The organism is Nonomuraea monospora (genome assembly GCF_039531895.1).
Taxonomy (GTDB): domain Bacteria; phylum Actinomycetota; class Actinomycetes; order Streptosporangiales; family Streptosporangiaceae; genus Nonomuraea; species Nonomuraea monospora.
This window is the reverse complement of sequence record NZ_BAAAQX010000003.1, coordinates 70,974-84,381: the sequence shown is the minus strand read 5'-3', so window position 1 is coordinate 84,381 and position 13,408 is coordinate 70,974. Positions and strand designations below refer to the sequence as shown.

The 13,408-nt window shown below is 68.8% G+C and carries 14 protein-coding genes; 9 read left to right on the top strand and 5 right to left on the bottom strand.

Annotated features, from left to right (window positions below; translation table 11 throughout):
• The first annotated feature begins 332 nt into the window (after positions 1-332).
• Together ABD331_RS06920 and ABD331_RS06915 are read left to right on the top strand one after the other, a co-directional pair.
• Positions 333-1,091 carry a DUF5919 domain-containing protein gene (locus ABD331_RS06920; protein WP_344471708.1) on the top strand — a complete coding sequence of 253 codons (759 nt, stop codon included), beginning with the start codon at positions 333-335 and terminating at the stop codon, positions 1,089-1,091.
• Positions 1,092-1,101: 10 nt separating this feature from the next.
• Positions 1,102-1,575, top strand: coding sequence for an NUDIX domain-containing protein (locus tag ABD331_RS06915; protein WP_344471705.1), 474 nt, complete (start codon positions 1,102-1,104; stop codon positions 1,573-1,575).
• Between the two features lie 157 nt (positions 1,576-1,732).
• Here the strand turns inward: ABD331_RS06915 and ABD331_RS06910 are convergent, their stop codons facing one another.
• Complete coding sequence (locus ABD331_RS06910) at positions 1,733-2,167, bottom strand: winged helix-turn-helix transcriptional regulator (protein ID WP_344471702.1); 435 nt, start codon at positions 2,165-2,167, stop codon at positions 1,733-1,735.
• Between the two features lie 131 nt (positions 2,168-2,298).
• On the opposite strand from ABD331_RS06910, the gene ABD331_RS06905 reads away from it, so the two are divergent.
• Positions 2,299-3,162, top strand: coding sequence for an aldo/keto reductase family oxidoreductase (locus ABD331_RS06905; RefSeq protein ID WP_344471699.1), 864 nt, complete (start codon positions 2,299-2,301; stop codon positions 3,160-3,162).
• Positions 3,163-3,176: 14 nt separating this feature from the next.
• Here the strand turns inward: ABD331_RS06905 and ABD331_RS06900 are convergent, their stop codons facing one another.
• The 4 genes from ABD331_RS06900 to ABD331_RS06885 form a co-directional block, all read right to left on the bottom strand.
• Positions 3,177-4,715 (bottom strand): hypothetical protein, encoded by a 1,539-nt coding sequence (locus tag ABD331_RS06900; RefSeq protein ID WP_344471696.1) that lies wholly within the window; start codon positions 4,713-4,715, stop codon positions 3,177-3,179.
• Between the two features lie 142 nt (positions 4,716-4,857).
• Positions 4,858-5,265, bottom strand: a complete 408-nt coding sequence (locus ABD331_RS06895; protein WP_344471693.1) for a PIN domain-containing protein — start codon at positions 5,263-5,265, stop codon at positions 4,858-4,860.
• On the bottom strand, positions 5,250-5,510 hold the full coding sequence (locus ABD331_RS06890; protein WP_344471690.1) for a type II toxin-antitoxin system Phd/YefM family antitoxin: 261 nt from the start codon (positions 5,508-5,510) through the stop codon (positions 5,250-5,252). The genes ABD331_RS06895 and ABD331_RS06890 overlap by 16 nt, the downstream gene beginning before the upstream one ends.
• Positions 5,511-5,759: 249 nt before the next feature.
• Positions 5,760-6,770 (bottom strand): LacI family DNA-binding transcriptional regulator, encoded by a 1,011-nt coding sequence (locus tag ABD331_RS06885; RefSeq protein ID WP_148441129.1) that lies wholly within the window; start codon positions 6,768-6,770, stop codon positions 5,760-5,762.
• Positions 6,771-6,913: 143 nt separating this feature from the next.
• Between ABD331_RS06885 and ABD331_RS06880 the strand changes: the two genes are divergently transcribed.
• The 6 genes from ABD331_RS06880 (at position 6,914) to efeO (ending at position 13,400) form a co-directional block, all read left to right on the top strand.
• Positions 6,914-8,203, top strand: coding sequence for an extracellular solute-binding protein (locus ABD331_RS06880; protein WP_344471685.1), 1,290 nt, complete (start codon positions 6,914-6,916; stop codon positions 8,201-8,203).
• Complete coding sequence (locus tag ABD331_RS06875; protein ID WP_344471682.1) at positions 8,200-9,159, top strand: carbohydrate ABC transporter permease; 960 nt, start codon at positions 8,200-8,202, stop codon at positions 9,157-9,159. Before ABD331_RS06880 ends, ABD331_RS06875 begins: the two co-directional genes overlap by 4 nt.
• Positions 9,156-9,998, top strand: a complete 843-nt coding sequence (locus ABD331_RS06870; RefSeq protein WP_344471679.1) for a carbohydrate ABC transporter permease — start codon at positions 9,156-9,158, stop codon at positions 9,996-9,998. The genes ABD331_RS06875 and ABD331_RS06870 overlap by 4 nt, the downstream gene beginning before the upstream one ends.
• Before the next feature lie 4 nt (positions 9,999-10,002).
• The gene (locus ABD331_RS06865; RefSeq protein ID WP_344471677.1) at positions 10,003-11,370 is read left to right on the top strand and encodes a glycoside hydrolase family 5 protein; all 1,368 of its coding nucleotides are present in this window, start codon (positions 10,003-10,005) and stop codon (positions 11,368-11,370) included.
• Between the two features lie 86 nt (positions 11,371-11,456).
• On the top strand, positions 11,457-12,275 hold the full coding sequence (gene efeU / locus ABD331_RS06860) for an iron uptake transporter permease EfeU (RefSeq protein ID WP_344471675.1): 819 nt from the start codon (positions 11,457-11,459) through the stop codon (positions 12,273-12,275).
• A 12-nt stretch (positions 12,276-12,287) separates the two neighbouring features.
• Positions 12,288-13,400, top strand: a complete 1,113-nt coding sequence (gene efeO / locus ABD331_RS06855; protein WP_344471673.1) for an iron uptake system protein EfeO — start codon at positions 12,288-12,290, stop codon at positions 13,398-13,400.
• The last annotated feature ends 8 nt before the right edge of the window (positions 13,401-13,408 follow it).

Here is a 13,408-nt window from a genome sequence, read left to right as displayed (position 1 = left end):
TCACACTGGACTGCTCATCGGCTCAGGTGAATCAGCGGCCGGTCGTCGCCGGGCGCCTGCCGCAGGCCGAGGAACAGCACCGGAATTCGCCCCGCCGGTGGCGTCCACCGTCACGGGTACGTCGCGTACCTGCGCGCGATGCCGCCGCTCGCCGCCGTCATGCCGCTCGACGCACCGGGACGGGCAGTCACGCGACGGCGTACCCGCTCGCGGTTCAGTGGGGACCGGGAATGCCGGTTCGACTCGCATGCTCAAAGGCTGCCGTGCCCGGAGGGACGCTTGAACATCCGCTGGGACGTTTGGGGGACGTCCGCGCACCCCATAAACGTCCCGTGCCCTACAGGAACGAGCGCCTGCACACAGCGATGCTCCGTGCCGGCGTGACCAGCGCTCAGCTCGCCGAGACCACGGGCGTCGATGCGAAGACGGTGAGCCGGTGGGTCAACGGCAGGCTGCCGCACCGGAGCAACAGGCTGGCCGTGGCCCGTCGTCTCGGCGAGAGCGAGACCGCGTTGTGGCCGGCGGCCCGCCCCGACCAGGCACCCGGCGGACCGGCGACCGGTGAGGTGGTCAGCGCCTACAGTCATCGCGTTGACGTGCCCGCCGAGCTGTGGGAGGCCCTCCTGATGGGGGCCACGAGCACCATCGACATCGTCGGCTACAGCTTTCTCTTCATGTGGGAGCAGCACGTCCACCTACCGCGAGTCATCGCCGACAAGTGCGCGGCCGGGGCCCGGGTCCGCGTCGCGCTGGCCGATCCCGGCTGCGCGCACGTACGCGAGCGTGACGACCTGGAGCAGCTCGGCGGCACGCTGCCCGGCCGGATCCACAACGCGCTCAACCATCTGCGCGAGCTGCGCGACATCCCCGGCGTCCAGATCGGGTTGCACCAGGTGCACCTGTACTGCGCGATCTACCGGTTCGACCAGCAGATGATCGTCACGCCCTACTTGTACCGGGCGCGCGGCTACGAGCATCCCGCGCTGCACCTCCGGCGGATCTCCGGGCACGGCATCTTCAACCGGTACGCCGACCAGTTCGAACAGATCTGGCGGACAGCCGCGCGACTGGAGAACGGTACGAGCGGGTAGGCCCGGCCCCATGGCCCGCCAGGACTTCTACGATGACCCGAACGCGCCGGCCCCGAACTCGATCGTCCCTGGTGGCTCCGCGGTGGTGATCGACGACGCCGGTCGCGTGCTGCTGCATCGCAGGGCCGACAGCGGTCTGTGGGCCCTGCCCGGCGGTGTGATGGACGTCGGCGAGACGATCGCCGCGGCGGTGGCGCGCGAGGTGCTCGAAGAGACTGGCGTCCGCGTGAAGATCACCGGGTTGATCGGCATCTACAGCGATCCGCGCCACGTGATCGCCTACAGCGACGGGGAGGTGCGCCAGCAGTTCAACATCTGCTTCCGCGCCCGGCCCACCGGCGGCGCACCGCACGCCACCGAAGAGGCGCGCGAGGTGCGGTGGGTCTCGCCTGACGAGTTCGGCACACTGGCCATGCACCCCACCCAGCGCCTGCGCCTCACCCACGCCCTCGACTCCGCTCGGCGGGAACCGCACATCGGGTGACCTGACGGCCTCCAGCCAGCAGCACTTGATCGAACGCCTCGCCGTGCGACGGACCGGCAGCCGGTGGAGGTGGCGGCCCTGCTCGGCGGCGTTGAGTACGCGATCGGCACGGTGTCCAGTCCAGCGCCTGCTGTGGGACAACAGCTCCGCCCTCGGCTCAGGCGACGCGCCCGTCGTACGTCTCGCGGTTGGCGAGCACGTCATCCATGTGCGTCTCCGCCCAGGCCTTGAGCCCGCGCATCATGTCGTGCAGGGACAGGCCGAGCTCGGTCAGCTCGTACGTGACCGTGACAGGCACGGTCGGCGTAACGGTGCGCGTGACAAGACCGTCACGCTCCAAGGAGCGCAACGTCTGCGTGAGCATCTTCTGACTGACGCCCGCCAGCAGCCGGGACAGCTCCGAATACCGCATCGACCGTGGCCCGCCCGCGCAGCCTTCACGCACCTCCTGCGAGCCGAGCGCGGCCAGGATCAGCGTGACCCACTTGTTGGAGATCCGGTCGAGCAGCTTGCGGCTCGGGCATGCCGCCACGAAAGCGTCATACGCCACCTTCTCCTGCGCCCTCTTCTGCGCCGCCGTCGTCGTCGCCATCGACCGCTCCTCTGACCCGCCGGTGTCTTACGCACTCTGAAGTGCGTACTTCCTGGGAGGAAGTTACCTATCCATACTGGAGCAAGGAGCCATCAGGCACCACCCTTGAGTCCGACATGAGAAGGCAGAACATGAGCACGTCTCTTCCCGGCGGCACCTGGGCCCTCGGCGACCTGACCGTCACCCGGTTCGGCTACGGCGCCATGCAGCTCGCCGGCCCCGGGGTGATGGGTCCCCCGGCCGACCGCGACAGCGCGATCGCCGTCCTGCGCGAGGTCGCAGACCTCGGCATCACCCACATCGACACCAGCGACGCCTACGGCCCGCGCGTCACCAACCGGTTGATCCGCGAGGCGCTGCACCCGTACCCCGAGTCGCTGCGCATCGTGACCAAGGTCGGCGCGACCCGCGACGACCAGGGCGGCTGGCCACCCGCCCGCGAGCCCGAGGACATCCGCCGGGCCGTGCACGAGAACCTCGAGTCCCTGGGGCTTGAGGTGCTCGACGTGGTCAACCTCCGGCTCGGTGACGCCCAGGGGCCCCAGCCCGGCTCGCTCGCCGAACCGTTCGAGGCGCTCGCCGAGCTTCAGCGGCAGGGGCTCGTCCGGCATCTCGGGGTGAGCAACGCGACGGCGGAGCAGGTCGCGGAGGCGCGGGCCATCGCGCCGATCGTGTGCGTGCAGAACATGTACAACCTCGCCTTCCGGCAGGACGACGAGTTGATCGACGAGCTTGCCGAGCAGGGCGTCGCTTACGTGCCGTTCTTCCCGCTCGGGGGCTTCAGTCCGCTGCAGTCGTCGGCGCTGTCCGCGGTCGCCGGGCGGTTGGGTGCGACGCCGATGTCTGTGGCTCTGGCTTGGTTGCTGCGCCGGTCGCCGAACATCCTGCTCATTCCTGGGACGTCGTCGGTGGCGCATCTGCGCGAGAACGCCGCCGGGGCCGGGCTGTCGCTGTCCGATGAGGAGCTGGCCGAGCTGGACAAGATCGGCCGGTAGGGTTTCGGACGGCCTCACCCAAGGGCTGAGCTTGGCGCGGGGCCGGAGTCAGGACGCGACGCCGCGCGTGTGGGGCCGTGGGGGTGCTCGCGGGCGAGGATCGCACCGAGGGCGGCTGCGAGGACGGGAAGTCCGGCGACGATCGCCACGATCGCCGTCCACGGGGTCTCGAACGGCACCCGTACCGGCGCCTCCCACGTGGTAGGCATCGTCAGCGGCCACAGCAGCAACATCCCGGCCGGACATCCGGCGACCGCGCCGAGCACCGTCCCGCACAGGGCGCTCAGCCCCGCGCGTGAGGCGCAGAACCACCGGAAGGCCGCGACCGACCCATGGCCCGCCCGTTGCATGACGCGGGCCTGGCGCCCGTTCGCGGCCACCCCGAAGCCGGACGACAGCGCGCACCCGAGGGCGGCGAGGAACGCAGCCGCGGCGAAGGGCAGCCACCCGGTCGAAGCCTGGAAGCCCCGCTCGACGTAGGTCTGCGCGATCGCGGCGTCCAGCCGGTCGTCGAGACGCCGCTGCTCCTCGGGTGTGACGCGGTGGAGGGTGGGGTCGACGATCAGCTCGCTGGTCTGGAGCCGGTAGCCGAGGTCCCGGACGACTTTCGAGGGTACGAAGATCGTCTCCATGTGCGGGTCGGAGGTTCTGGCGGCGACCGCCCGGACGGTCTTGGTCTGTATGGTCTCGTCGTCCTTGTGCAGCTCGTAGAAAAGGTTCACCGAGTCGACCTTCACCCCGGCCGACGTGACCACTACGACCGTGTTCTCGTCGTACGGCGTGGATTGGTCGCCTGTGAGATACCGCAGCAGCTTCTCGTCACCGATGACCCGATGCCAGTAGACGTCCCCCTCCGGCGTCTCGACGTTCTCCGCTTCGGCGTCGAAGAACCAGGAGCTGTCTTGAACGGACTCGGTTTGGGCGATCGGGACGCCCGGCAGTTCCCGTTCCATCGCCGCTCGAATGGTGGCCGCGTCCGTGGCCGAGAAAAGCCCCATGAACGCATGGTTCGACTGGACCAATAAGCTGCCCGGCCTTCCCTGGGGAAGGTACGCGGCCCTGCTCTGCGCCGTCTGGCCGACCGCGATGATCGTCAGCGCGAGGCCGGCGCCCGTCGCCAGCATCGCCAGGGTGATCGCGACTACCGCGCGGGCGCGACGCTGGGTCAGGTCACGGACTGCCAGGCGGATGGGGGACGGCAGGCGTTCGGCGACCGGGCCGAGCGTTTCCAGCAGCCACGAGGGCAGCGGGCCGAGACCGGCGGCGAGCACGCCCGCGCCGATGAGGGTGATCAGGAGCGCTCCGAGGGATTCGAGGGTGCCGTAACGCGAATCCTCACTCGCCAGCCACGCGCCTAGCCCCATCAGCCAGACACCCGCGAACGAGGCGAACAGCCCCAGGACGACGACGCCCCGGCTCATGAACTCGTGACGGTTAGTCGGGGCGGAGAGCCGCGCGACAGGGATGGCCGCCGCCGCGAAGCTCAGAGGGAGGCCCACGAAAGCGGCTATGAGCAGTTCCATGATGGCGGAGAAGACAAGATCGGAGAGCATGGCGGAATGGTAGTGAGCCGCCACGGCGCACACAGGATCTAAGGGTGGTGCAGATCGTGCGGGGGGCTTGGGCGCGCCCGCACCGAGTGCTGGCCGACGACGGGGAACGCACCGGTCCAGGAGGTGATCTCGAACGTGCTGGTCAGCGAGGGATAACCTCGGCCTTCACGCCAGGCAAGTCACCGAAAGAGGCGGACGAGTCCATCGTTATGACGGTTCTTGCCGTGGCGGCCGCAGTCGCAGCGATCAACAAGTCGTACGCGCCCCTCTTCTTGCCTTCCAGGCGGGTATGCGCGAGGAGCCGCGCATGGACCCTCGCCACATCCGTTGTGTACTCCTCGACTGGGATCAACGCGAGAACCTCATCGACGAACATCTGCCGACCCGTGCGACGCGCGCCATCCGCCAACTCCACGCCAACGAGCAGCTCCGCCACCGTAATGGCAGCGATGGCGACATCATCCGCGTCTCCAATGACATCACCCGCAGCGGCCTTCGCCCGCTCCGCGGCGAGGAGTACCCCGGTGTCAAGGATCAGGCGTCGGGCCATGTGCCCCTCATCTCGTCGTCGACGACTTCCCTGGCCGCAGCGACATCGGCTTCGAAGTCACTGTCCAGGTCGCGTGCGCTTCTGGCCAGGAACGCCTTGACCATTCGGCCTGGTGCGGCGGGCGCGGGGGTGATCACCGCAATTTGTTTCCCGCCGCGCGTGACCACGATGGTCTCGCCTCGCTCGGCCTCGTCGAGGACCGCAGCGAAGCTCCGTGATGCTTCTGTAGCAGTCAACACCTTCATGGAATCAGATTATCTGATTCCATCCTCTTGGGTGCAGGGAAATCCGCGCGAGACAAGTAGCCAACGGCCCATCCGGCAAATGGGCAACGGAGCGGGCGAAAGCGCCGAAGGCGCCGGGGGGTGCGCCGCCAGGCGCCAAAATCAAAACGCCTGAGCCCCACGGCGCGAAGCGCCTCCAGGCGAAGCCCTTTCGGGGCGGGCTCCCAACGGCCCACCCGGTAACCGGGCAACGGGTGGGCGAAGCCGGGGTTACTCGTACCGAGCCGTACTGTCCCGGACAATGAGCTCCGTAGCCAGCTCCACCCGCTTGGTCTCCGGCACTTCCCCGTGCCCCATCGCCAGCACAGTCCGCGTAGCCAACGCCGCCATCTCCTGCAACGGCTGCCGTACGGTGGTCAGCGGCGGCCAGGCCGACTTGGCCAGCGGCAGGTCGTCGAACCCGACCACGCTCAAGTCCTCAGGCACCCGCAGCCCCCGCTGCCGCGCAGCCTCGAAGACCCCGAACGCCATCAGATCGCTCCCAGCGAAGATCGCCGTAGGCGGCTCAGGCAGGGAGAGAAGCGCGTGCCCCTGATCGTGGCCGGATTCGACCAGGAAGGTCCCGCGCCTGATCAGGTCAGGCACGACGGGAAGGCCGGCGGTCTCGAGGGCCGCCCGGTATCCGTCTATGCGCGCCTGACTGCACAGCATGTCGGCGGGGCCGCTGATCATGCCGATCCGCCGGTGCCCGAGCTCGAGGAGGTGCCGGGTGGCGGCGAGGCCGCCGTTCCAGTTGGTGGCGCCGACCGAGATGACGCCGGGTGCGGGCTCGCCTTCGGGGTCGACCACGGCGAACGGCAGGGAGCGGGCGCTGAGCTGGGCCTGGATGCCGGTGGAGAGTCGCGAGGCGACTATCACCACGCCGTCCGTGCGCCGGGCCGCGAGGCGTTCGAGCCAGTCACGGCCCGGCCCCGCGTGCGTGTGAAGGACCGAGATGACGACGCTGGCGCCGGCTTCGTGGGCGGCGCTTTCCGCCCCTCGGACGATTTCCATGGCCCAGGGTGACTCGATCTCCGCGAAGACCAGGTCCACCAGGCCGGCCGGGGTGTCGTCCTGGCTGATGCGGCGCTGGTAGCCGTGCTCCTGCAGTAGCCGTTCGACCCTGTGGCGGGTCGCCGGAGCGACCTCCGGACGCCCGTTGATGACCTTCGAGACCGTCGGTATGGAGACCCCGGCCTCCTCCGCGATCAGTGCGATCGTCACCCGCCTCTTCGCTGACACAAATCGGGAGTGTATCCGAAAGTTTCGGTTTGGGATCGCTCCCGGTCGAGGTGTTGACGCTTTACATGACGTTTACCTACGATCGCGCCAAAGAAACTATCGGGGGGTTCACGAAACTTTCGCCAAGCTGAGGAAGGAACCCCATGAAACGCAGTCTGGTGTTAGTCGCGGCCGCGGTGCTCCTGGCCGGCTGCGGTGGTGGTGGCGGTGGGGACGCGGCGCCTCAGCAGAGCACGGGTGGCGCGCCCGCGAAGGTCACGCTGGAGTGGTGGCACCTCTCGACCGCCGAGCCGCTCAAGTCCCTCTGGGCGCAGCGCGCCAAGGAGTTCGAGGCCAAGAACCCGCACGTCACGATCAAGGCCACGGTGCTGGAGAACGAGGCGTACAAGGCCAAGCTGACCACGATCACGCAGTCGGGCAACGCGCCCGACGTCTTCGCCTCGTGGGGCGGCGGCGTGCTCAAGCAGCAGATCGACGCCGGCGTGGTCAAGGACATCTCCGGCGACGTCGCCGATGTGCTGCCGAACTTCACCCCGGCGGCGCTCAGCGCGTACCAGCTAGATGGCAAGACGTACGGCCTGCCGACCGACATCGGGTTGGTGGGTTTCTGGTACAACAAGAAACTTTTCGAGAAGGCGGGCATCACGGAGCCGCCGGCCACCTGGTCGGCGTTCCTGGAGGACGTCAAGAAGCTGAAGACCGCGGGCGTCACCCCGATCGCGCTGGCAGGCAAGGAGAAGTGGCCCGGCCACTACTACTGGGCCTACCTCGCGATGCGCATCGCCGGTCTGGACGCGCTCAAGCAGGCGGCGGTCGACCACGACTTCACCAAGCCCGACTTCGTGGCCGCCGGCCAGCAGGTGAAGGTGCTGGCCGACCTGCAGCCGTTCCAGAAGGGCTTCCTGGGCGCGGCCTACTCCACGCCCGACGGCCAGTCCGCCACGGTCAGCAACGGCAAGGCGGCCATGGAGCTGATGGGCCAGTGGGCGCCGAGCGTGCAGGCGGACTCGGGCAAGGGCCTCGGCGAGGACCTGGGCTTCTTCCCGTTCCCCGCGGTCGAGGGCGGCAAGGGCTCGGCCGGTGACGCGTTCGGCGGTGGCGGCGGGCTGACCGTCGGCTCGGACGCGCCGAAGGAGGCCGTCGACTTCGTCAAGTTCATGACGGAGATGGGCAACCACTCCAAGGCCGTGGAGTCCGGCGGCGTGCTGCCGGTGCTCAAGGGCGAGGAGAGCGCCGTCAAGGACCCGAACCTCAAGCAGGTGGCGACGCTGCTGGCCGGCGCCAGCGGCTACCAGCTCTACCTGGACCAGGCGTACCCGCCGGCCGTCGGCCAGCAGGTCAACGACAGCGTGGCCGAGCTGATCGCCGGGACGAAGACGCCTGAAGAGGTCGGCGCGGACATCAGCGAAGTGGCCAAGAGCGAAGCCGGATGACGACGCTCACGAAAGGGCCGGAGGCGGTTCAGCTTCCGGCCCCCGCGCCTGCCACCGGTCGCCGTGGCCGCTGGGTGACGATCGCCCTGTTCCTGCTGCCCGCGCTGGTGCTCTTCGTCATGCTGGTCGTGGCCCCGATGCTGGTGGCCCTGTACGCGAGCGTGTTCCGGTGGAACGGGTTCGGCGGCCTGCCCACCGACTTCATCGGGGTGGACAACTTCACCCGGCTGTTCCGCAGCGAGATCTTCGCCCAGGACATGTGGCACCTGGCGGTGCTGGTGCTGCTGTCGATCTGCGTGCAACTGCCGTTCTCGCTGGCCATCGCGATGCTGCTGAACCAGCGCATGCGCGGGCGGGCGCTCTACCGGGTGCTGTTCTTCGCGCCGTACGTGCTGTCCGAGGTCATCACGGGCGTGCTGTTCTCGCTGATCCTCTCGCCCGGCTCGGGCATGGCGAACCAGGTCCTGTCGGTGATCGGCTGGGAGTCGGAGTGGCTGGCGGACCCCGACACCGTGATGATGTCGCTCTTCCTGGTCATGACGTGGAAGTACTTCGGCTTCCACATGATGATCTATCTGGCGGGACGGCAGAACATCCCGAACGAGCTCATCGAGGCGGCCCAGATCGACGGCGCCACGGCCTGGAAGACGTTCAGGCACGTCACGCTGCCGCTGCTCGGCCCGACGATCCGGATCAGCATCTTCCTATCCGTCATCTACACCATCCAGCTCTTCGACCTGGTCTGGATCCTGACGGGCGGCGGGCCCTCGCACTCCTCGGAGACGATGGCCGTCACCATGATGGACTGGGGCTTCAAGCGTTCCCAGGTCGGCTACGCCAGCGCGATCAGCGTCGTGATGTTCGCGCTCAGCCTCGTGTTCGCCCTCGTATACCAGCGGTTCGTGATGCGCCGCGACCTGGAGGGCGCGATGACCTCCCAGGGGGCCCGGCCATGAACCACAAGAAGCCGCTCAAGCGGCGGCGCAACACGCTGCCCCTGCACGTGATCGCGGTCATCGTGGGCGTGTTCATGGTCGTCCCGGTCTTCTACGCGCTGCTCGGCGGGTTCAAGGACAACAGCGAGCTGTCGGAGAACCCGTTCGGGCTGCCCAGCGAGTGGATCACCGCCAACTACACCGACGTGCTGGGCTCCGGCTCGTTCTGGCTGCAGATGTGGAACAGCACGTTCATCGCCGTCGTCACGACGGTGGTGACGATCGCGCTGTCGGCGCTGGCGGCGTTCGTGTTCGCGCGGTTCGCCTTCCGCGGCAGGGAGCTGTACTTCACGCTGTTCACCGCGGGGCTGATGTTCCCGTTCGCGGTGGCGATCCTGCCCATCTTCGTGATGCTGCGCACGCTGGGCCTGCTGGACAACCCGCTCGGCGTGATCCTCACGCAGGCCGCCTTCGGCCTGCCGCTGACGATCATCATCCTGCGCGGCTTCTTCCGCAGCATCCCTGGCGAGATCGAGGAGGCGGCCACGATCGACGGGTGCTCGCCGTTCGGGTTCTTCTGGCGGATCCTGCTGCCGATGGCCAGGCCCGCCATCGCCACCGTCTCGGTGCTGGCCATCGTGGGGAGCTGGAACAACTTCATGCTGCCCCTGGTGGTGTTCAGCGAGGAGACGAGCTGGACACTGCCGCTCGGCATCCAGCAGTTCCAGGGCCAGTACGCCTCCGACACCGCCCGCATCCTGGCCTACCTCATCCTGGCCATGGTCCCGGCGCTCGGGTTCTACGCCATAGCGGAACGTCACCTGGTCGGTGGGCTCACCGCGGGTGCGACGAAGGGGTGACTCCATGCTGCACGTGTCCGGAACCCATCTCGTGACGGACGACGACACGCCGGTACGGCTTCGGGGGGTGGGTCTCGGGGGCTGGATGAACATGGAGAACTTCATCACCGGCTACCCGGCCAACGAGAGCTCCATGCGGTACGCGGTGCGTTCCGTGCTCGGCGACGACCGGGCCGAGCTGTTCTTCGACCGGCTGCTGACCTCGTTCTTCACCGAGCGCGACGCCGCCCTGCTGGCCGGGCTGGGCATGAACTGCGTGCGCGTCCCGGTGAACTACCGCCACTGGGAGTCCGACGACCGGCCCATGGACATCGACCAGCGCGGTTTCCGCCACCTGGACCGGGTGATCGACCTGCTGGGCGAGCACGGCGTCTACAGCGTGATCGACCTGCACGCGCTGCCGGGCGCGCAGAACCAGCACTGGCACTCCGACAACCCCACGCACGTGGCGGCGTTCTGGCAGCACCGGCACTTCCAGGACCGGGCGGTCCGCCTGTGGGAGGTGATCGCCGACCACTACCGCGACCATCCCTGGGTGGCGGGCTACAACCCGGTCAACGAGCCCGGCGACGTGACGGGCAAGGCGATCGGCCCGTTCTACGACCGGCTGGTGAAGGCGATCAGGGCCGCCGACCCGCGGCACGTCCTGTTCCTGGACGGCAACACCTACTCCACCGATTTCTCGATTTTTCGTGAGGTGTATGAGAACACCGTCTTCGTCATGCACGACTACGCGTTGGCCGGGTTCGCCCACGGCGGCCCCTACCCGGGCTACACCCGCGGCGAGTGGTGCGACCGGGCCGAGCTGGAGCGCACGTTCGCCAGGCGCTCCCGCTTCCAGCGCGAGACGGGCACGCCGCTGTGGGTGGGCGAGTTCGGGCCCGTCTACACCGGCGACCCGGCCGTGGACCGGCAGCGCCTCCAGATCCTGAGCGACCAGCTCGCGATCTACGACGAGCAGGACGCGGGCTGGTCGCTGTGGACGTACAAGGACGTGGGGTTGCAGGGCCTGGTGCACGCGGCCGGCCCGTACCTGGACCGCTTCGGCGGCTTCATCGCCAAGAAGCGGCGGCTCGGCGTGGACCGCTGGGGCTCGACGATGGAGGAGTCGGCGGACGTGCTGGCCCCGCTGCACGCGCTGGTCGAGACGGAGTTCCCCGGCTGGGAGCCGTACCCGTGGGGCGCGCGTTACCAGGCCGACGATCTGATCAGGCACATCCTGCTGGCGCAGGCGATGCTGCCCGAGTACGCCGGGTTGTTCAGGGGCCTCGGCGACGACGAGCTGCTCGCGCTGGCCGACTCGTTCCTGCTGGAGCGGTGCGTACGCCGTGAGCCGCTGCTCGACCTGCTGGCCGGCAATCTCAAGGAGTGACAGTCCCGTCCCGGGAGCTTGCCCGGGGTTGCTTTGCCTGCCCTAATTTAGGTGAGCCTCCCCTAGGTTAGGGCGGTGAACAGCCGGTGTTCGCCAGTTATCTCATCGGGCTACGCGAAGGGCTGGAGGCGACACTCGTCGTCTCCGTCCTCGTCGCCTTCCTCGTCAAGAGCGAGCGTACGGACCGGCTCCCCCACGTCTGGGCCGGGATCGGCGCGGCCGTCGCGCTGTCGGTGGCGTTCGGGGCGCTGCTGACCTTCACCGCCGCCCGGCTGGACTACACGCGGCAGGAGCTGTTCGAGGCGATCACCTCGCTGCTCGCGGTCGTCTTCGTCACCTGGATGATCTTCTGGATGCGGCGGGCGGCCCGCGCGCTCTCCACGGAGCTGCGCGGCAGGCTCGCCGGCGCCCTGGAGGTCGGCTCGGTCGCGGTGGCCGTGATGGCGTTCCTGGCCGTCGCCCGCGAGGGGCTGGAGACGGCGCTGCTGTTCTTCGCCTCCGTGCAGGGCGCCACCGCCACCGCGCAGCCGCTGATCGGCATCTGCCTCGGCCTGCTCACCGCCGTGCTCATCGGCTGGGGCCTGTACCGCAGCGCCGTGCGGATCAACCTGACGAAGTTCTTCACCTGGACGGGGGTGCTGCTGATCCTGGTGGCGGCGGGCATCCTCAAGTACGCCGTGCACGACTTCCAGGAGGCCGGCGTGCTGCCCGGCCTGAACGCGCACGCCTTCGACCTCGGCGCCGTCCTGTCCGCCGACTCCTGGTACGGCACCGTGCTGTCCGGGATGTTCAACCTCACCCCGCAGCCCAGCGTGGCCGAGGTCGTGGTGTGGGCCGCCTACCTCGTCCCCGCGCTCGTCCTCTTCCTGCGCCCCCAGCGGGTCTCCGCGCCCGCCGCGGCCTGAACGGGAGCCGCCATGCGTCCCATCATCGTCCTCCTGCCGGCCCTCGCGGTGCTGGCCGCCTGCAGCTCGAACGCCCCCGCGCCCACCGCCGCACCCGGCAAGGTGGCCGTGGCCGCGAGCGACACCGAGTGCAGGGTGGCCGCGTCCGAGGTGGCGGCGGGCACCACCACGTTCGCGATCACCAACGGCGGCACCAAGGTCACCGAGTTCTACGTGTACGCGCCAGGCGACCGGGTGATGGCCGAGGTCGAGAACATCGTGCCGGGCCTGACCAGGGAGCTCATCGCCGAGCTGCCCGCCGGCACGTACGAGACCGCCTGTAAGCCCGGCATGGCAGGCAAGGGCATCCGCAACGCGCTCAAGGTCACCGGCGAGCACCAGCCGCTCAACGCCGACGCCAAGCTCGCCCAGGCCACGCGGAGCTACCAGCGCTACGTCAAGTCGCAGACCGACACGCTGCTGGTCAAGACGCAGGAGTTCGTGGACGCGGTCAAGGCGGGCGACCTCGCCAAGGCCAAGGAGCTGTACCCGATCTCGCGGACGTACTGGGAGCGCATCGAGCCGGTCGCCGAGATCTTCGGCGACCTCGACCCGGCCATCGACGGCCGCGAGGCCGACCTGGCGGAGGGCGAGGAGTGGACCGGCTTCCACCGCATCGAGAAGGACCTGTGGATCCACCAGGACGTCAGCGACAGCGGCCCCATGGCCGACAAGCTGATCGCGGACGTCAGGACCATCGTGGCCAAGGCCAACGCCACCGAGCTGACCCCGCTGAACCTGGCCAACGGCGCCAAGGAGCTGCTCGACGAGGTGGCCACCGGGAAGATCACCGGCGAGGAGGACATCTGGTCGCACACGGACCTGTGGGACTTCGACGCCAACCTCGAAGGCTCCAAGGCCGCCGTGCAGGCGCTGCGGCCGGTGCTGGAGGAGCGCGCGCCCGACCTGGTCAAGACGCTGGACGAGAAGTTCGCGGCGGCCGAGCAGGCGCTGGCCGCGCATCAGAAGGGCGACGGCTGGCGGCTGCACGACGAGCTGTCCGAGGCCGAGCTGAAGAAGCTCTCCGACGCGATCAACGCGCTGGGCGAGCCGATCAGCCAGATCGCCCCGATCGTGGCGAAGTAAGGGGATCT

Coding starts and splice junctions, on each gene's coding strand:
- ABD331_RS06915 (WP_344471705.1), top strand. CDS start 1,102: ATGGCCCGCCAGGACTTCTACGATGACCCGAACGCGCCGGCCCCGAAC.
- ABD331_RS06910 (WP_344471702.1), bottom strand. CDS start 2,167: ATGGCGACGACGACGGCGGCGCAGAAGAGGGCGCAGGAGAAGGTGGCG.
- ABD331_RS06905 (WP_344471699.1), top strand. CDS start 2,299: ATGAGCACGTCTCTTCCCGGCGGCACCTGGGCCCTCGGCGACCTGACC.
- ABD331_RS06900 (WP_344471696.1), bottom strand. CDS start 4,715: ATGCTCTCCGATCTTGTCTTCTCCGCCATCATGGAACTGCTCATAGCC.
- ABD331_RS06895 (WP_344471693.1), bottom strand. CDS start 5,265: ATGGCCCGACGCCTGATCCTTGACACCGGGGTACTCCTCGCCGCGGAG.
- ABD331_RS06890 (WP_344471690.1), bottom strand. CDS start 5,510: ATGAAGGTGTTGACTGCTACAGAAGCATCACGGAGCTTCGCTGCGGTC.
- ABD331_RS06880 (WP_344471685.1), top strand. CDS start 6,914: ATGAAACGCAGTCTGGTGTTAGTCGCGGCCGCGGTGCTCCTGGCCGGC.
- ABD331_RS06875 (WP_344471682.1), top strand. CDS start 8,200: ATGACGACGCTCACGAAAGGGCCGGAGGCGGTTCAGCTTCCGGCCCCC.
- ABD331_RS06870 (WP_344471679.1), top strand. CDS start 9,156: ATGAACCACAAGAAGCCGCTCAAGCGGCGGCGCAACACGCTGCCCCTG.
- ABD331_RS06865 (WP_344471677.1), top strand. CDS start 10,003: ATGCTGCACGTGTCCGGAACCCATCTCGTGACGGACGACGACACGCCG.
- efeO (WP_344471673.1), top strand. CDS start 12,288: ATGCGTCCCATCATCGTCCTCCTGCCGGCCCTCGCGGTGCTGGCCGCC.